15 protein-coding genes and 1 pseudogene are annotated in these 17,429 nt (G+C 67.0%); 1 reads left to right on the forward strand and 15 read right to left on the reverse strand.

Going from position 1 to position 17,429, the window contains the following annotated elements; all coding sequences use genetic code 11:
* Positions 1-2: 2 nt before the first annotated feature.
* From ABS772_RS20890 to ABS772_RS20960, 15 genes are all read right to left on the reverse strand, one after another.
* Complete coding sequence (locus ABS772_RS20890) at positions 3-1,700, reverse strand: Hsp70 family protein (protein WP_350396656.1); 1,698 nt, start codon at positions 1,698-1,700, stop codon at positions 3-5.
* 134 nt (positions 1,701-1,834) lie between these two features.
* Complete coding sequence (locus tag ABS772_RS20895; RefSeq protein ID WP_350396657.1) at positions 1,835-2,173, reverse strand: hypothetical protein; 339 nt, start codon at positions 2,171-2,173, stop codon at positions 1,835-1,837.
* A 543-nt stretch (positions 2,174-2,716) separates the two neighbouring features.
* Positions 2,717-3,814, reverse strand: a complete 1,098-nt coding sequence (locus ABS772_RS20900) for a two pore domain potassium channel family protein (RefSeq protein WP_350396658.1) — start codon at positions 3,812-3,814, stop codon at positions 2,717-2,719.
* Complete coding sequence (locus tag ABS772_RS20905) at positions 3,814-4,419, reverse strand: cyclase dehydrase (protein WP_350396659.1); 606 nt, start codon at positions 4,417-4,419, stop codon at positions 3,814-3,816. The genes ABS772_RS20900 and ABS772_RS20905 overlap by 1 nt, the downstream gene beginning before the upstream one ends.
* 71 nt (positions 4,420-4,490) lie before the next feature.
* Complete coding sequence (locus ABS772_RS20910; protein WP_350396660.1) at positions 4,491-5,663, reverse strand: zinc-dependent alcohol dehydrogenase; 1,173 nt, start codon at positions 5,661-5,663, stop codon at positions 4,491-4,493.
* A gap of 336 nt (positions 5,664-5,999) precedes the next feature.
* Complete coding sequence (locus ABS772_RS20915) at positions 6,000-6,335, reverse strand: hypothetical protein (RefSeq protein ID WP_350396661.1); 336 nt, start codon at positions 6,333-6,335, stop codon at positions 6,000-6,002.
* Between the two features lie 11 nt (positions 6,336-6,346).
* Complete coding sequence (locus ABS772_RS20920) at positions 6,347-7,027, reverse strand: tetratricopeptide repeat protein (RefSeq protein WP_350396662.1); 681 nt, start codon at positions 7,025-7,027, stop codon at positions 6,347-6,349.
* Positions 7,028-7,046: 19 nt separating this feature from the next.
* On the reverse strand, positions 7,047-8,150 hold the full coding sequence (locus tag ABS772_RS20925) for a hypothetical protein (protein WP_350396663.1): 1,104 nt from the start codon (positions 8,148-8,150) through the stop codon (positions 7,047-7,049).
* A 141-nt stretch (positions 8,151-8,291) separates the two neighbouring features.
* On the reverse strand, positions 8,292-10,724 hold the full coding sequence (locus ABS772_RS20930; protein WP_350396664.1) for a N,N-dimethylformamidase beta subunit family domain-containing protein: 2,433 nt from the start codon (positions 10,722-10,724) through the stop codon (positions 8,292-8,294).
* A 126-nt stretch (positions 10,725-10,850) separates the two neighbouring features.
* On the reverse strand, positions 10,851-11,291 hold the full coding sequence (locus ABS772_RS20935) for a N,N-dimethylformamidase, small subunit (protein ID WP_350396665.1): 441 nt from the start codon (positions 11,289-11,291) through the stop codon (positions 10,851-10,853).
* Positions 11,292-11,668: 377 nt separating this feature from the next.
* A complete protein-coding gene (gene urtE / locus ABS772_RS20940; RefSeq protein ID WP_238255613.1) occupies positions 11,669-12,367 on the reverse strand; it encodes an urea ABC transporter ATP-binding subunit UrtE in 699 nt (232 codons plus the stop codon).
* A 2-nt stretch (positions 12,368-12,369) separates the two neighbouring features.
* On the reverse strand, positions 12,370-13,110 hold the full coding sequence (gene urtD, locus ABS772_RS20945) for an urea ABC transporter ATP-binding protein UrtD (protein ID WP_108939158.1): 741 nt from the start codon (positions 13,108-13,110) through the stop codon (positions 12,370-12,372).
* 11 nt (positions 13,111-13,121) lie between these two features.
* Positions 13,122-14,243: an urea ABC transporter permease subunit UrtC gene (urtC, locus tag ABS772_RS20950; RefSeq protein ID WP_350396666.1), complete on the reverse strand. Its 1,122-nt coding sequence runs from the start codon at positions 14,241-14,243 to the stop codon at positions 13,122-13,124.
* 54 nt (positions 14,244-14,297) lie between these two features.
* Positions 14,298-15,182: an urea ABC transporter permease subunit UrtB gene (gene urtB, locus ABS772_RS20955; RefSeq protein ID WP_238255606.1), complete on the reverse strand. Its 885-nt coding sequence runs from the start codon at positions 15,180-15,182 to the stop codon at positions 14,298-14,300.
* Between the two features lie 148 nt (positions 15,183-15,330).
* A complete protein-coding gene (locus ABS772_RS20960) occupies positions 15,331-16,641 on the reverse strand; it encodes a transporter substrate-binding domain-containing protein (protein WP_350396667.1) in 1,311 nt (436 codons plus the stop codon).
* Between the two features lie 553 nt (positions 16,642-17,194).
* Between ABS772_RS20960 and ABS772_RS20965 the strand changes: the two are divergent.
* Positions 17,195-17,429 (forward strand): annotated as a pseudogene (locus tag ABS772_RS20965) (carbohydrate porin); the annotation flags it as partial.

Consider the following 17,429-nt stretch of genomic DNA (forward strand, 5'->3'; position numbering starts at 1 on the left):
GCTCAGAACCGGAAGCGGTGGTCTTCGAGGGCGTCGAGATCGGCGGCGAAGGCCGCCCGCACGGCCTCGGGCTCGCTGCCCGACGCCTCGGCGATCTCCCGCTCGAAGCGGGCGATGCGGCCGGCGACGTGCTGGCGCAGATCGCCGCGCAGCTCCGCGTAGAGCGCGTCGGCGCGGGCCAGCAGCGCCCGGTTCTCCGCCTGCTCCCGCGGCGCGAGCTTGATCGCGGCGAGGGCGGCGAAGCGGGCCTCGATCTCCGCCTCGTCGAGATTGGCGCCGTTGCGGAAGACCTGACGGCGGCGCAGGCCGGTGGAGACCACCGCGACCTCGACCTCCAGCGCGCCGTTGATGTCGTAGGTGAAGCGCACCTCGGCGGTCTCGCTGCCGGCGGGCGCCTTGGGCAGCGTCACCGGGACCTCGCCGAGCGGGATGTTGTCGTCCGGGCGCAGGCTCTCGCCCTGGAACACCTTCACGTCGATGTGGTCCTGGCCGTCGTAGAGCGTGGTGACGCGGTGCGCCCGGCTCACCGGCACGGCGGCGTTGCGCTCGATGATCGGCAGCATCACCTGCGTCGCCCCGGCGGTGCGGGCGTTCTCGGTGACGGCGATGCCCAGCGTGAAGGGGCAGACATCGGTCATCACCACCTCTTCGAGGGCAGCGTGGCGCGCCTTGAGCCCGGCCTGCACCGCCGCCCCCTGCGCCACCGCCGTATCGGGATCGACATGGACCAGGGGCAGCCGCCCGAACAGCCGGGCGACCAGGCTGCGGATCACCGGCATCCGGGTCGCGCCGCCGACGAGGATCACGCCGTCGAGGTCGGCGAGCCGCTTGCCGGAATCCGACAGCGCCCGCTCCAGCGGCGCGCGCAGGCGGTGCAGGAGCGGGGCCGCGGCGGCCTCCAGCCGGGCGCGGTCGAGATGGCCCCGCCGCACTTCCTCGCCGAGCCGGATCTCGTAGGCCGCCTCCGGCGCGGCCGTGAGCCCGCGCTTGACCGCCTCGGCGACCCGCAGCAGGCGGGCGCGGTCCCCCGGCGACAGGCCGTCGTGGGCGACCCGCTGATCCTCGGCGATCGCCGCCGCCAGCACCTCGGAGAAGTCGTCGCCGCCGAGCGCCACGTCGCCGGCGGTGGCGCGCACCTCCATCACGCCCTCGTAGAGTTCGAGCAGCGAGACGTCGAAGGTGCCGCCGCCGAGATCGAACACGAGGACGGTGCCCTCCTGCTTCGACGCGACCCCGTAGGCGAGCGCCGCCGCGGTCGGCTCGTTGACGAGGCGCTCCACCGGCAGGCCGGCGAGGCGGGCGGCGTCGAGGGTGGCCTTGCGCTGGATGTCGTTGAAATAGGCCGGCACCGAGATCACCGCCTCGGTCACCTCCGTCCCGAGATGCGCCTGCGCGTCGGCCTTGAGGCTCTTCAGCACCAGCGCCGACAGCTCCTCCGGGCGGAAGCTCTGGCCGCGGCCGAGCCGGGTGACGTGGCCCGACCCCATCCAGCGCTTGAAGGAGGCGACCGTGCGCTCGGGCTCGGTGGCGAGCCGCTCCCGCGCGGCGCGCCCGACCAGCACCGTCCCGTCCGCGTCGAGGCCGACGACGGAGGGCGTCAGCGGCTCGCCGAGCGCGTTGGGGATGAGCCGCGGTCCCTCCGGCGTCCAGACGGCCACCGCCGAGTTCGTGGTGCCGAGATCGATGCCGACGATCGCCATGAAGCCCCCTTCGGTTCGGGCGGCGCCGGCCCGGCGACGGCCGCCCCGCCGCGGTTATAATAGCAATCGGCGGGGATCCTGACTCGGTGACGGTCTCGCCCGCTCCCGCCGACGTTCCGGGAAGGGCGGACGGTTCAGTCGCCCGCGCGATAGAGGATGTCGGCCAAGCGCCCGCGGCTGCCGGGGCCGAAGACGCTGTCGATGACGGCCCAGGTCGAGGGGCTGAGACCGTGGTCGCTCCGCAGCCGGCGCGGGTCCGCCCGTTCGAGCCGATCCATTTCACCGGCGCATTTCTGGAGCGCGAGCCCCGCCTTGGCGGTCGTCGGCACGTGCCGTTGCGACCGCGTCCCGTCCAGCTCGAACCGGAGGCAGGCCGAAAGATCCTCCTTCAGATTGTCGAAGGGCGCGGCCCCGGCGCCGACGGTGAGGGCCAGGAGGCCGGGGACGAGCAGGACGGCGGCACGAACGGACATCAAGGCGCTCCGGTCACGGTCGATCGACGACGACAACGCGCCGGCCCGCGATTCGCCGCACGGGCAGAACGCGATCGCTGCCGGCGGCTGCGGCGACCCGTGTGGTCTCAGGGCAGATGCCCCGTGCGCTTGGCGATGCGACGGACCGCTTGCGACCGATTTCGTTGAAAAACTCGGGACCGGTCTTGGGCGGTACCACGACCTGCGCTAGGCGGAGAACATATTTCTAAAAGGTCGATCATAAACCGCCTTCGTAGCGGAAATATATCTCATTATAGAGAAAAATCATCTCTAGCGCTCAGCCTAAGATGACGCGTGAAGTGCAGAGCCTGAGTTTTTCAACAAGATCGACCCAGAGGAGCCATTCGGTGTGCCACCTACGAAGGGCTGCTGACGAAGGCAAAGCGAACCTCCGGCGCGTCTGCTGGCGAGATGGAGGGGCTTGGTAGTTGCAACCAGTTCTAGAGCTTCGAGGAAGGTGACGTACCAGAGGGCCGCCCCATTATACTGGAAGAGTTGACCGACCGTCTGGGCTACGGCGCATCATCGGCGCTTCTGGCCGCCGGGTTCAAATTCGTCGATGTGGTAGGCCATCGCGGGTGCCAGTCGTGCGATATGCGGTTGCCATTGTGCCTTTAGGGTAAGGTAAGTCTCCACCCCTGCTCCATCGGGCCTCGTCTCCACACCCGCAGCTGAAAGCCGCCTGAGAGCCTCTGCGAAGCGGATGCGCCATGCCTCGCTCTCAGAGTTGTTCACGTCGGCTGGGGCGGCCAGGTCTCCGGGCAGAAACGTCGTTTCAAGCGTGACGACGAGCAGTGTGGCAACGCGCCAGATCGCATCGACAGCGGCGGTCTCCTTCAGCCACGCCGCCTGCCGGTCTGCAATTCCGCTGCGGATCAGTGACACGGCGTCGAGGGCGATAAACGTCTGTGCCGAGACAGAGTAGAAGGGCTGCCGGAAGCGAAAGTAGAACAGCACAGGATAAAAGTGGTGTGCCTCTTTCATTTCGGCCATGGACGCTGCGGTGTCGGCCAAGTGGGTGTAGCCTGAACTGAACTGCCCCTGTGGTCCGAGCCGTGCCAGGAGTTCGGCCGCATCCGCCGTTTCACCCGCCAAGAGATGCAGCTTCAATCCGAGCGCGTTGCGCTGCCGAAGCGCGCCGTAGACCTGCATGACATAGGTGAGAACCAAGGACGTTGCCGACATCCCAACGAGCGAGTTTGCGAGATAGAGGACGCGGTAGGCGTCCGTCACCGGCTTGAAGTCGCTGGCTCCTACAATCGCCATGCTGCTACCGCCGGCATAGAGGGCGGTCATGAAGTCGGTCGGCGTCTCGCCGGTACTGGCTCGAACGGCCGTCCCGAGAGCGGGGTGGATGATCAGGCCGGCTCCAAGGGTCAGTCCCAGTGCCCAGAGCAGGACGTAAACGATGAGGATGACCGGACCGCAGAAGGAGAGCACGGCGTTCCGCCTCCGCCCGACCCGATCGGCGGCAAGACGGAAGACTGCCCAGATGAGATAGGCGACCCGGTCCGCGATCAGTCCCGTCCCGATGCGCGCGTAGAGGACCGTCAGGAAAATGTCAGTGAGGACGAGACCCATCACGAGCGCGCCCACCGCTTGTTCGATGGTTGGCAGCATCAGGCGTTGGTCAGCGTCCAGGGACGCATCGCCTCCGGGCCGATGATGTCAGGGGGCAGTTCGAAGTCGCGCGCCGCCCCCCGCATTGCCTTCGCGGGACGGCGAAAGCCGCTGCGGCGGCGGTAATCCTGCCGGACCTTCCGGGACGGGGAGAGGGGTGCTCCCGAGAGGTTTTGCGCGCAAACCACGTCGATGGCTGTCACGCCGATCAAAGCCACGAGGGTGATCAGCACGTTGTCCTTGTGCGGATTATGGCCCTCAAGCCCTGGCAAAACCGTGGCGATGTCGAGCGCGTCCCCGGCGACGCGCGCCGAGATCCATGGTGTCGGATCACTCGAGCCCAAGATCCCGGCACCCTGTATGAGTTCGCGCACCCCGTAGGCATGGATGACCGGGGCCGCGCGCGGCATTCCGAGCCAACGGGCAATAGCACCGCCAAACGCCACCTCGGTCAGACCTAAGCCGATCGAGAACCAGCCCAGGCCGCGGGCGAGTTCCCTGGTTGCGGGATCCGGTCTACGGCGCGGGTCCGAGGTGAGGTAGCTCGGCAGGGAGGAGGGCATAGGCGCGTGACCCCGGTCGCGCTGAGGCATGGCATCGGACATGCTGACTTCCTCGGTGCCGCAATGAGGGAGGGGTGGCAGGCCCGCCGCAGCGCCGCGAGCGACGGAGTCGATCAGGGTCGAATCACAACCTTGATGCAGTTGTCCTTCTTGTCGCGGAAGGTCTTGTACATCTCGGGCCCTTGATCGAGCCCGACCCGGTGGGTGATGACGAAGGAGGGGTCGATCTGCCCGTCGTCGATGCGCTTGACGAGGTCATCCGTCCATCGGTTCACGTGGGTCTGCCCCGTGCGGATGGTTAGCCCCTTGTTCATCAAGGCTCCCATCGGCAGCTTGTCAACGAGACCGCCGTAGACACCAGGGATCGAGAGGATGCCTGCGGGACGGCACACATAGATCATCTCGCGCAGCACTGCGGCGCGGTCGCTCTCCAGCATCACGGCCTGCTTCAATCGGTCGTAGGCGTGTTCCAGCGCGCGCGGCGAATGTGCCTCCATGCCGACGGCATCGATGCATTTCTCCGGACCCTTGCCGTCGGTCAACTCGTTGAGGCGCTCGACCACGCTTTCCTGCGCGTTGTCGATCGTGACGGCCCCACCCGCCCGTGCCATCTCGAGGCGCTCGGGCACGCTATCGATGCAGACGACCTGCTTGGCCCCGAGAAGGAGCGCGGAGCGCAACGTCATCTGGCCGACCGGTCCAGCCCCCCAGATCGCAACCGTATCGGTGGGCTGAATGTCGGCTTGTACCGCCGCCTGCCAGCCGGTCGGGAAGATATCGCCGAGGAACAGCACCTGCTCGTCGCTCAGGTTCTCCGGAACCTTGATGTGGGTCTTGTCGGCAAACGGCACGCGGACGTACTCGGCTTGTCCACCCTGGTAGCCACCGGTGAGGTGGGTGTAGCCGAACAGGCCCGCCGTGGTGTGGCCGAAGACCTTGTCGGCGACATCCTTGTTGCGATTCGAGCGTTCGCAGACGGAGAAGAAGCCGCGCTTGCACTGGTCGCACTCGCCACAGATGATCGTGAACGGCACAACGATACGCTCACCTTTCCTGAGAGCGCCGTTGATCCCTTTGCCCACCTCGACGACTTCGCCCATGAACTCGTGGCCCATCACATCGCCCTTCTCCATGCCGGGCATGACGTGATCGTAGAGGTGCAGGTCAGACCCGCAGATCGCGCACGTAGTCACCTTGATGATCGCGTCGCGCTCGTCCTCGATCTTGGGGTCGGGGACCGTATCGCAGCGAATGTCCTCAGTGCCGTGCCAGACCAGTGCTCTCATAGGAAATCTCCGCAACAAGTAGGAATTATTGCGAATAGCTTGGGGTCGTGACGCTAATCCTGACGCATCCCTGCAACTACAACATAAGATCAAATACAGTTATATTTGGAAAAATTTGTCACCTTGGCCGCGATTACATGCTAAGAGCAAAGCTAAAATCCATCGAAAGGTCCGTCATAACTTTTGGAAGTGTCATTGATCGAAATACAACCTTAGATATATTTTAGGTGGCTCGGTGGACTTTGGGCGTGATTATGACGAGCGCCTGCTTCCGACGGCGATGCAGTCCCATGGAGTTGCTCGGCCAAAGGCCTGCTTCCCACCCGAAGCAGCCTCTCACACGGTCACGCTGCCGAGGTTATGCCCCTCCCCTTCGCCTCGGGATGCCCCCTTTGATCTGCGCCGGAACAGGAAGACCTGCCGCCCCTCGCCCGCCAGCGCCGCGGCGCCCTGGCGTCCGCAGATCCAGTCGCGCACCATCGCCGCGGCGGCGGGCGAGACGGCCGGCTTCCACAGCCAGATGTCGCGGGCCTCGTCGACTCCGTGCTCGCGGAACAGGGCGGCGGGCGCGTCCTCCGCCACGCCCACCGACCAGGCGGAGAAATCGGCGCCGAACTCCTTCACGTAGCTGATGAACTCGAACTTGATCTGCTGCACGCTGTAGGCGGCCATCGGCGCCGCCCTCACGCGGGGATCGGCGCGATGCGGCCGGGCTCGGTGCGCCGGGCCTGCGCCCGGGCGGCGCCCTCGCGCTTCTCCTCGGCCGACATCTCCTTGATGACCTCTTCGAGCGCGTTGAGCGCCGTGCCGACGCCGTGCCCGGCGGCGAGCGAGAGCCAGGCGAAGGCCTCGACCCGGTCGCGCGCCACCCCGATCCCGTGGGCGTAGAGATGGCCGAGCCGGGCCTGGGACGGGTAGTGCCCGGCCTCAGCCGCGCTCCGGTAGAGTTCGGCGGCCCGTGCCGGGTCCGCGGGCAGTCCGTCGCCCTTCGCCAGGAGGGTGGCGAGGTTGTAGGCCGCCATCACGTCGCCGCCGGCGGCCGCCCGTTCCAGCCAGCGCGCGCCCTCGGTCCGGTCCTGCGCCACGCCCTGGCCCATGGCCAGCATCGCCCCGACATTGGTCGCGGCCGGGCCGTGGCCCTGCTCGGCGGCGCGGCGATACCATTCGAAGGCCTTCGGCAGGGAGGCGGGGAGTCCGGCCCCGGCGGCGTAAAGCGCGCCGAGCCACGCCTGCGCCTCCGGGTCGCCCGCCTCGGCGAGCGGACGGAACACGGCGAGCGCCCGGTCGTAGGCGCGGGCCTGGAACGCCGCGACGCCGTCGGCGAGGACGGGGGCGGCGGCGAGAGGCTGGGCGGCAAGGCTCATGAGGCGTCTCCCGGAACGATCAGCAGCCGCGGCCCTGGGCCGTGGCGAAGAGGGGTTGGGTGTCGGTGATCGCGGGCCGTGCCCGCACGCGGGCGGCGATGCGCTGCTGCAGCCACAGGCCGGCGGCGTTGGCCGCCCCGGAGAGAGCCGCCTGCGCCGCTACGGCCGGCGCCATCCGGGCGGCGATCTCCGCCTGCCACGCGATCCAGGAGGCTTCCCAGGAGGCTTCCCAGGAGGATTCCCGAGAGGTTTCGCGATCGGCCGGCTCCGCGTCGTCCGAGCCGAGCAGCCCGATCCGCAGCAGCGTCTGCCCGAGCGCCGTCGGCTGGAGCATCACCGCGCAGGTCTTCCCGCGCGCCTCGATCAGGACGAGGTTGGGGAAGTGGACGGCGATCGCCGCGGCCTCTCCGGTCGCGAGGCGGCCGGTCAGATGCAGGCTGTCGGAGGTTTCCGAGAAGCGCTCGCCCTCGGCCAGCGCCTGGAGCGCGAGCTTCCAGTTGCAGGCAAACTCCGCCCGCCGGGTCTCGGCGGCGAGGGCGGCCAGCCCCTCGGGCGGGGCTTCGGGCGGCACGGCACCAGGGTCGAGGTTGATCCGCACCAGCGGCCCCCAGGCGCGGACGGCGACCGGCAGCAGCCGCTCCGGGCGCAGGCCGAGATACTGGTGCATCGCCGGTGTCGGCCCGTCCCTCCCTGCCGGCAGGACGGTGCCGTCGCGGCTGTAGCCGCAGGCGGTGAAGGAGCAGCGGGTCTTGGTGCCGGTCCGGCATTGCAGCGGCACCGCGCGGCAGCCGCCGTGCTGGGCCTTGTTGAAGCGCCCGACGAGGCCGCCGTCGCCCTCGCGCTGGACGTGGAGGCCGTGATGGCCGGCGGTGAAGGGCAGGAGGTCGCCGGGCGAGGAAATCTCGGCGCCGAGGCCGATGGTGAGCCAGGAACAGGTCCAGACCGCGTCGTCCTCAAGTTCCGCGAAGGCGAGGGCGCGGTAGGCGGCCGGGGGCAGCAGGCGCGGCGCGCCCGGATCGAGGCTGTCCGCGAAGAAGGCGGGGTCGGCGAGATCGACCCCCTCGGCCCGGTGGCCGAGATCGGGGCGGTCCGGCACGAAGCCGGCGGACGCGGCGAGGACCATGAACGCCTCTCACTTCTACCGGAAAGGGGGCGGTGGCAGCGCCTTGGGGGGCTGACGGGCGCTGCCACCGCGGCTCCGCCCGAGGAAGGCGAGGACGGAGCGTCGGATGCAGCTCCCGCCGTGGCGGGAGCCGTCGGGTCGTCAGGCGGGCAGCGGCTCGCCGCGCTCCTTGCGGCTGCGGTGCTCCATCGGCGTCGGATCGTAATCGGCCCGGCCGCGATGCTTGATCGCGCTCTCCGGCGCGGCCGGCAGCGGCCCGTCCATCGCGAAGCGGTCGAGCACGTTCTTGGTCAGCCGCGAGATGTTGTTGTCGCAGTTGTTCCACGGCAGCGAGCCGCAATAGGCGATCGACGAGAAGGCGAAGCAGGCGCCGCCGTTCGGCGTCTCGTGATAGGCGATGTCGCCGCGCACCCGCGGGTGGGTGGTGCCGTCGAGGCCCTGCTGGTTGAAGCCGAAATCCTCCATGACGAGGAGGTAGGCCTCCGTGTGCCGCCCGGCCGAGGTCGCCACCGTGAGGGTGTGCGGGGGCGAGCCCAGCATCGTGTCGACGATGTCGAGTTCGAGACCCGCCGCGCCGCCGCCGACGAGGCCGAAATTGCCGAGTTTTTCGTCGTAATCGATGCCCTCGAAGGCCCACGACACACGGGTATCAAGGCTGTCCGGCGTGCGCGAGAAATAGCTCGACACGTCGAAGCCTTCCGACGACATGCCGACGCCGGCCACCGAATGCAGGTAGCGCCCGCGGAAGCGCCACATGCCGCCGAGTTCGCCCGTGCCCTGGTGGTAGTACTCGCCCGGATCGGCCCGCCAGGTGCGGATGCCGGATTCGCAGCGGCGCATCTCGGTGACGACGCCGCGGCCCTTGTCCTCGTAGCCCGGGTGATACGAGTGGACCCAGTACCACGCGTCGGCGCCCATATACATCAGCCGGCCGCCGCGCTGGGTGTAGTTGTGGAGCGCGTCGAGCTGGGTGCCGGAATTGTGCTCCGGATGCGAGCCGGTGATGATGACGTTGTAGTTCTCGATCCTCGCGAGCCCGTCGTAGGTGATGTCCTCGTCGGTGAAGACGTCGTACTCGTAGCCCATCGTCTCCAGCCAGTAGATCAGGTGGAGGTCGGCCGGGTATTGCCACGGCGCCTGGGCGAGGAAGTGGTCGTATTTCGGCCGGATCGACAGGATCGGCCGCAGGCGCGACGAGATCGAGATGCCGGTGCCGTCGGTATGGGTGTCGTAGATCGAGCCGCCGTACTCGCGGTGCTCGGACAGGAACATGTTCTGCTGCTGCATGATCGGCACGCGGTAAACGAACAGCTCCGCGCCGCCGGCGTTGCAGGCCACGTGCTCGTTGGCATAGGCCATGTAGCTGATGGTCGGCACCATCACCGCGATCTTGGCGGTCTCCTGGCCGATGCGCGGCACCACCCAGAACGGGATGAACTCCTCGTCGCCCTCGGCCGTGGTCAGCTTGGCGGCGTAGAAGCGGCTCTTCACGCCGGTCTCCGGCAGGACCCAAGCGAAGTCGGAGACCCAGCGGGCGTCGTCCACGTCGTCGTCGTGGAAGCTGATGGCGCCGTATTCCTGCGGCGCGTGCTTCCAGTCGAAGTTCTGGCCCGACCAGTTGTAGCCGGTCATGCCGCGATTGGGGCAGTTCACCAGGGTCGCATCGAAGCGATAGGGGCCCTCGTCCTTGGCCGTCAGAGTGTCGATCCCGACGGAGAAGTTCCAGGCGGCGACGATGCACTCGGAGAGCTTGCCGGTCGGTCCGGCGTTGCGGCGCTCGGTCAGGCCGGGCTGGGCGCCGGCCTTCATCATCTCGATCTCGGCGCGCGAGAGCGCCCGGCTGCAGATGCGCGGGCTGTCGAGCTTGCCGTTGTATTTGCCGGCAAAGACCACGCCCGCGGGCTTCGAGGAGGCGGCGAGCGGATCCTCGGGCGCCAGCCGCTCGACATAGGCGCCGAGCGCCACCGGGACCGGGGCGTGGGCGATGGCCACCTTCAGGCTCGCCTCGACCGGGGCGATCTCGGGATCGAGGGCGTAGACGACCTGCGGCTCGTGGATCAGCGTCACGAGGCCGGTGGCGGCGTCGAAGGTCGCGGCGCAGAAGTGCCAGGCATGGTCGCGGATCGGCACGCCGGTGGTGATCCGGTGCTCGTTGATGCGCAGTTCGAGGCAGCCCTCCTCGTTGATGAAGAGGCCGTAGCCGCACTCGTTCGACCACTTGGTGACGAGCCCCTGCGGCCCGTGCTTCCAGTAGCGCGGATGGGTCTTGGGCGCGGTCGGCCAGATCCAGCACTGGAGCGTGAAGCTCTCGACGTGGAACGGCTTGGCATCGGCCACGTAGGCGTAGGAGCCGCCGTGGATGATCTGCTTGCGGCCCGTATAGCTGCCATTGACCGCCGCCTCGACCGGCTTGTCGATGTAGCCGGGGCCGCGCGGGTTGGTGTCGCCGTTGATCATCTGGACGATCTCGACCTTGTACTCGGACGGACCGTCGCAATTGACGTAGAACTGGATCGTATCGCCGGGATGCACGCCGAACTTGTCGGCGTAACCGGTCAGCCTCATTGTGGTCATCGGGTCAATCCTTCGGGCATCGTCGTTGGTGCGCGCCGCATCCGTTCCGCGCGTCCTTGCGCGAGGGGGCGCCGGGAGGCGTCCGCGGCCTCCCGCTGATCGACTGGGTCTCGGAGTTTTGCCGGCTCAGGTGATCGGCCAGTTGTCGTCCTTGCGCTTCCAGCCCTCGTGATAGTCCTCCGGGAAGCCGTAGCTGTCGGAGAGCTCGTCGAGGCGCATCAGGAAGATGTCGTGCTGAATCTCCTGCTCGTCGGTGTAGATCGTGTCGCCGACGAATTCGGGGGGCACGCCGCGGATGCCGGAGAGGCGGGCGATGCGCCACTCGGCATCGACCTTGGTGCAGATCACGATCAGCTTGCCCTTCGGGCTCTGGCCGCGCATGCGCAGCAGCACCCGCTTGAGCACCGGATCGGCATGGACGCCGCCCGTCACCACCGTGGTGTCGCCCGGCGTCTCGCACAGCAGCACCGTGTTGCCGGCGACCCCCTTCATCGAATCCATGCAGGCCTTGTGCGCGTCGATCAGGCGCTGGCGCTCGGGCGTGCCCTTCCTCGGGATCGGTTCCATCGTCGTCGCTCCTCGTGATCCGGGCCGCGCCGTTGCGGCCGGAGATGGTTGCGGGCTCGCCTGCACCGCCGGTTCAATCCGGCGGGCGGCCCGTGCCGGCGGAGCGGCCATGCTCCGCTGAGAAGTTGAGATGTGGGCAAAATCGCCCATAGTATTCGGAAACATCGATCCGAATACGTCGCTCTTATTTACTAGTCGAGTTTAGTTCTGTTCGAGACTGCGGGTCAAGCAGAGATTTCTTGTGAGGAAACGTTTTTTACGCTGATCTTGGACATTTCTGCCGTCATCGCGAGCGTCGGCGAAGCGATCCGGCGGCGCGGCCTTTCCGGAAGGAGCGGCGCCCCGGATGGCCTCGCCATGACGGCGTGTCCGAGGGCTCAGATCGTCATGTGCCGCTCGATCAGTTCGTCGGTCATCTCGGCGATCGGCCCGCGGGCAACGATGCGGCCGTTCTCCATCATCAGGAAAGCGTCGCCGAGCTTGCGCGCCACCTTGATGTGCTGCTCGGTGAGGATCAGCGTGATGCCGAATTCCTTGTTGAGCCGCCCCAAGGTCTGGCCGATCTCGGCGACGATGTTGGGCTGGATGCCCTCGGTCGGCTCGTCGAGGAGGAGGATGCGCGGGTTGGTGGCGAGCGCCCGCGCGATGGCGAGCTGCTGCTGCTGGCCGCCCGAGAGCAGGCCCGCCTTCCGGTGCAGGTTCTGCGCGAGGTAGGGGAACAGCGTGAGGCAGAGTTCCGGCACGTCCTGGCGCCCGTCGGTGCGGGCGAAGGTGCCGAGCAGGATGTTCTCCTTGACCGTGAAGTGCGGCAGGATCTGGCGTCCTTGCGGGATGTAGCCGAGGCCGTACTTCGCCCGCACATGGGTCGGCGCCTTGCCGACGGACGCGCCGTCGATCCGGATCTCGCCGGAGGTGCGGTCGGTCAGGCCCATGATGGTGCGCAGCAGCGTGGTCTTGCCGACGCCGTTGCGGCCGAGCACGCACAGGCACTGCCCCTCGGGCAGCCCGAGGCCGATCTCCTTCAGGATCGGCGTCTTGCCGTAGTAGGAGGTCACGCGGTCGAGATCGAGCAACATCATCAGACCTCCGGCTCGCCGAGATAGACCTCGCGCACCCGCGGGTCGTTCTCGATGTCGCTGAGCTTTCCCTGCGCCAGGAAGGCGCCCATGTGCATCACCGTGACCACGTCGGCGATCTGCCGGACGAAGCCCATGTCGTGCTCGACCACGATCAGGGTGTTGGTTCGCTTGAGTTCGTTGAGGAAGACGATGGTCTTCTCGATCTCGGACTCGGTCATGCCCGCGACCGGCTCGTCCAGCAGCAGGATCGCCGGGTTCTGCATCAGCACCATGCCGATCTCGAGCCACTGCGTCTCGCCGTGGGAGAGGAAGCCGGCTTCGACCTCGAGACGGTCTTTGAGGCCGGTCAGGGTCGCCACCTCGTCGAGCTTGGCCGAGAAGCCGGCGGGCCGCCGCCGCAGCATGTTGCGGAACGGGTTGACCTCCCGGCTATAGGCCACCTCGAAGTTCTGGCGCACGCTCAGCTCGCGGAACACCGCCGGCACCTGGAATTTGCGCCCGATGCCGCGCTGGGCGATCTCGTGCTCGCTCAAGGACGTGATGTCGTCGCCGCGCAGGACGATGGAGCCGGAGGTCGGCTTCTGCCGGCCGGTGATGAGGTCCATGGTGGTGGTCTTGCCGGCCCCGTTGGGGCCGACGAGGCAGCACAGGGTCAGTTCGGTCACATCGAGGCTGAAGCCGTTGATGACCTTGGTGCCGCCGAAGCTCTTGTGCAGGTCGCGGATTTCGAGAACGCCCATCGCCCCCTCCCTTACTCGCCCGCCGCCGGGGCGCCGGAGATCGCATCCCGCAGGTCGGGCCGCGCATGCTTGCCCGGCTGGCGCGCCAGCGCGCCGAGCACCTTTTCGAGAAGCCCCGCCAATCCCTTGGGCAGGAAGCGCACGACCACGATGAAGAAGGCGCCGAGGACGAGGAGCCAGGTCGCGAGGAACTGGTCGCCGAGATAGCTCTGGCCGCCCTGGATCAGGAAGGCGCCGAGGATCGCCCCGAGCAGCGACAGGCGCCCGCCGATCCCGGCCCAGATCACCATGCCGATGCTGAAGGTGGTGTCGAGCTGGGCCGGCGAGACGTACTGGATCAGCATCACCCACAGGCAGCCGGCGAGCGCGGCGATGAAGCCGGAGATCGCGTAGATGCAGGTCTCGTAGAGGGCGACGTTGTAGCCGAGGAAGCGCACCCGCTCGGGGTCGCCGCGCAGGGCCTGGACGACGAGGCCGAACTTGCTCTGGGTCAGCAGCTTGGCGCCGACCGTCGTGACGATGAGCAGGCCGCAGACGATCCAGTAGGCGGTCGGGCTGTAGGGGTCGATGTCGGTGCCGAACACGCTGAGGGGCGAGGGCGGCGAGATGCCGTTGGCGCCGTTGGTGTAGGGCTGCATGTCGAGGATCAGCGTGGCGAAGGCGGAGAGCATCGCCAGCGACATGATCGCGAAGAACGGCCCCGAGACCCGGGCGCGGAACATCAGCGTGCCGAACACGACGTAGAACAACGTCGGCACGACGAGCGCCAGGAGGATGCCGCCGCCGGTGCTCCAGAACGGCTGCCAGAACCAGGGCAGGTGCTCCAGGCTGTTGTTGAGCATGAAGGGCGGGATCGGGTTCGAGTCCGGATCCTGCGACTGCATCTGCATGGTCATGGCCATGCCGTAGGCCGCGAGCCCGAAGGCGATGCCCTGGCCGAGATTGAGGATGCCGCCGAACCCCCAGCACAGGCTGATCGAGAGGGCGAGCATCCCGTAGATGCCGTAGACGGCGAACTGGTTGAGCAGGAAGCCGTCGGAGACGAAGGCCGGGATCAGGGCGATGGCGACGAAGAACAGTCCGTAGACCGCCCATTGCGCCGGCTTGCTGTGATAGAGGTTGCGCGTCGTCATCTGCGGGTGAGACTCTTCTGACGGGCTGGGACGGGACGGCCGACGCTGACGGTGTCAGCGGCGGCCTTTGGCGACGGCGAACAGGCCGCGCGGGCGGAAGCGCAGGAACACGACGATCAGCACGTAGAGGAGGAAGCGCGCGAAGGTGTCGTTGGTGACGAAGGCGAAGACCGACTGGAGTTCGCCCGTCAGCCCCGCCGCCGCGACGCTGCCCATCAGCGTGCCGCCGCCGACCACCACCACGAGGAAGGCCTGCACCACGTAGGCCGTGCCCATGGTCGGCAGCACGATGGCGAGCACGCCGAAGAGAGAGCCGGCGACCCCCGCGAGGCCCGCGCCCAGCGCGAAGGTCGTCATGTAGACCCGGTCGGCGTTGATGCCGAAGGAGGCGGCCATCTCCTTGTTCTGCATCACCGCGCGGACCTGCATGCCGAAGCGGGTGCGGTAGAACAGCCAAGCGGTGGCCGCGACGATGAGCGCGGTGATGGCGAGCACCACGAGGCGGAACACCGACAGGCTGGCGAAGCCCACCTCGACGTTGCTCTGGAAGATTTCGGGCACGGCGATGTATTTCGGGTCCGAGCCGAAGATCAGCCGCACGCCCTGCATCAGCACCAGCGACACGCCCCAGGTGGCGAGCAGCGTGTCGAGCGGGCGGTTGTAGAGGTAGCGGATCAGCCCGCGCTCGATGACGAGCCCGATCAGCGCCACCACGGCGAAGGAGGCGGGCAGGCAGAGCAGGAACGGCAGGCCGAGGGAGCTCTGCAGGGCGTAGGAGGTGTAGGCGCCCAGCATGATGAACTCGCCGTGGGCCATGTTGATGACCCCGACGGTGCCGTAGATGATCGTGAGACCGATCGCGGCGATGAGCCAGATGCTGGCGATGCTCAGGCCCAGCACCAGGGCGTTGGCAAAGGGTGCGATGTCGAGGGACGTCACGGGACCTCCGTGCGGGTCTCTCACAAAACTGCCGCGGCACTTCCCTCGCCAGAGGGAGAACGGCCAGTGACCGGGAGTTTTGTGAGGCACTGTGAATGCGAGGCCCGGCCGCGCGGAAGCGCGGCCGGAGCGGTTGGGCGGGGACGCGTCAGATCACGTTCTTGCGGCTCTTGCCGTCGGGGGCGACGAGGCCCGTGGCGGTGCATTTCCCGGCATTCGGGTAGATCGAGTAGGGATCGGGCGCGACGTGCTCCTTAGCTTCCGAGACGATCTTGAAGCTGCCGTCCGCCTGGCACTGGCCGATCTTGGGCTTGAGCCAGGAATTGAAGTTGTCGCCGTCGATCCAGATCAGGCCTTCCGGCGAAATGTTGTCCTCCACCCGCACGCCGCCGCTGACGTCGCGGATCATGCGCGAGGTAACCTCCTCGATGTTGCCGGTCTTCTTCAGCGCGGCTTCGAGCCCGGCCTTGAACACGTAGGCCGACAGGTAGGTCTCCTCCATGTTGTAGTGGGTGGAGCCGTTCTTGCCGTACTTGCTTTTGAGGAAGTTCTCGACGAACTTCTGGTTGGTCGGATTTTCGAGCGACTGGAAGTAGGGCGCCGAGAGGAAGTGCCCGGCGCCGAACTCGGCGCCCATCGCCTTGGTCTCGATCTCACCGGTGGTGAGCGAGGCGATCGGCATCGAATCGACCTTGAAGCCCTCCTGCTTGAACTGCTTGTGGAAGGCGATGTCGGAGGCGCCGACCACGGTCGAGAAGATGAAGTTCGGCTTGGCGTCGCGGATCTTGCCGAGGACGGGCCCGAACTCGGAGCTGCCGAGCGGGATGTACTCCTCGCCGACCAGCTCGCCGCCGGCCTCCTGGAGCCAGATCTTGGCGTTCTTGTTCGACTCCTTCGGCCAGACGTAGTTCGAGCCGACGAAGAAGACCTTCTTGCCGAAGTTCTTGACCATGTAGGGGATCAGGTCCTTCGAGTGCTGGTTGGCCAGCGGACCCGTGCAGATCGTGTTCTGGGTGCATTCCGCACCCTCGTAGCAGGTCGGGTAGTAGAGCAGGCTGTTCTGCGACATCACCACCGGCAGGATCGCCTTGCGGCTCGCCGAGGTGTAGCAGCCGAACAGCGCGATCACCTTCTCGCGGATGATGAGTTCCTTGGCCTTCTCCGAGTAGACGTTGAAGTCCGACTTGGCATCGACGATCACCGGCTGGATCTGATGCCCGGCGATACCGCCGCTCTTGTTGATCTCGTCGATGGCGTACTGCATCACGAGCGTGGAATCTTCCTCCGGCACCGCGAGCTGGCCGGTGAGGGAGAACAGCAGGCCGACCTTGATCGGCTCCCCCTTCTTGAGCGTCGCGCCCCAGGCCTCACGGGCCGTCGGCAGCCAGAGATGCGGCGCGGCGATCGCTGCCGCGGCGAGCGAAGACTGCTTCAATAGCTTCCGACGCGTGAGGTCCATGTCGATCCCCTTATTTGCTGTGCAATTGCCTGATTTTTGAGCGGATACTCGGCTCTTTGCTCAAGAAGTAAATCTTGTTTCTTACAAGGAAACGCTACGGCGCTCTTTCGCGGCGCGTCAAGAGGACATTTCCTTTGGGGACACTTTTTTTCTCTGAGGCAATGGCGACGACGCGTTTTGCCCGCTTCCGCCCGCATCGTGGCCCGCTTGCAAGCCTGATGCCGCAAAATCCAAAAAGTCCAAATTCGCAGTTGACCGTATGGGATCTTCAGTGCCAGCCTAGTACAGCAAGCCATATGTGATCAAAAAATACGCAAAAGCGCGAGCTTTGATCACATTGCTAAAGAATCGAACGGCACGAAGGCTGCGGCCCGAGCCTGCCGGGGGTTCCGCCAAAAACCAGAAATCGGACAATGGCTGTTGCACGGCACTTGCGAGGCGTGCGGCAGCATCGTGAGCCGGATAAGCGATCGGATTGTGCGATGCGCAATCCAGGGTCGCCAAAGGTCAGCGAAGTTTTGATCGCAACGGGTAAAGTCAAGGGGATGACGTGATGCACGGCGGTGGATACGGGAAGGAACCGGGGACGACCCGTTCCGAACAGCGGGGACGACATCGTGGATGGGCGGCCGGCGCGCTTCTGGCGGCGAGCCTTGCCGGGGGGAGCCTTGCCGGGGCGGGCGCGGCGCTCGCGCAGCAGCCCTCGCCGGTGGGCCAGTTCAACGATCAGACCCAGCCGCGCACCGATCCCGCCATCGCCGCCAAGCCCGCCGACCCCGTCCGCACCG

The organism is Methylorubrum podarium (assembly GCF_040270385.1).
GTDB classification, from domain to species: Bacteria; Pseudomonadota; Alphaproteobacteria; order Rhizobiales; family Beijerinckiaceae; genus Methylobacterium; species Methylobacterium podarium.

Bases quoted from the DNA above. Each gene is read 5' to 3' on its own strand.
- ABS772_RS20920 (WP_350396662.1), bottom strand. From the start codon at position 7,027: ATGAGCCTTGCCGCCCAGCCTCTCGCCGCCGCCCCCGTCCTCGCCGAC.
- ABS772_RS20895 (WP_350396657.1), bottom strand. From the start codon at position 2,173: ATGTCCGTTCGTGCCGCCGTCCTGCTCGTCCCCGGCCTCCTGGCCCTC.
- ABS772_RS20925 (WP_350396663.1), bottom strand. From the start codon at position 8,150: ATGGTCCTCGCCGCGTCCGCCGGCTTCGTGCCGGACCGCCCCGATCTC.
- ABS772_RS20905 (WP_350396659.1), bottom strand. From the start codon at position 4,419: ATGTCCGATGCCATGCCTCAGCGCGACCGGGGTCACGCGCCTATGCCC.
- ABS772_RS20915 (WP_350396661.1), bottom strand. From the start codon at position 6,335: ATGGCCGCCTACAGCGTGCAGCAGATCAAGTTCGAGTTCATCAGCTAC.
- urtE (WP_238255613.1), bottom strand. From the start codon at position 12,367: ATGTTGCTCGATCTCGACCGCGTGACCTCCTACTACGGCAAGACGCCG.
- ABS772_RS20930 (WP_350396664.1), bottom strand. From the start codon at position 10,724: ATGACCACAATGAGGCTGACCGGTTACGCCGACAAGTTCGGCGTGCAT.
- ABS772_RS20890 (WP_350396656.1), bottom strand. From the start codon at position 1,700: ATGGCGATCGTCGGCATCGATCTCGGCACCACGAACTCGGCGGTGGCC.
- urtC (WP_350396666.1), bottom strand. From the start codon at position 14,243: ATGACGACGCGCAACCTCTATCACAGCAAGCCGGCGCAATGGGCGGTC.
- ABS772_RS20935 (WP_350396665.1), bottom strand. From the start codon at position 11,291: ATGGAACCGATCCCGAGGAAGGGCACGCCCGAGCGCCAGCGCCTGATC.
- urtD (WP_108939158.1), bottom strand. From the start codon at position 13,110: ATGGGCGTTCTCGAAATCCGCGACCTGCACAAGAGCTTCGGCGGCACC.
- ABS772_RS20960 (WP_350396667.1), bottom strand. From the start codon at position 16,641: ATGGACCTCACGCGTCGGAAGCTATTGAAGCAGTCTTCGCTCGCCGCG.
- ABS772_RS20910 (WP_350396660.1), bottom strand. From the start codon at position 5,663: ATGAGAGCACTGGTCTGGCACGGCACTGAGGACATTCGCTGCGATACG.
- ABS772_RS20900 (WP_350396658.1), bottom strand. From the start codon at position 3,814: ATGCTGCCAACCATCGAACAAGCGGTGGGCGCGCTCGTGATGGGTCTC.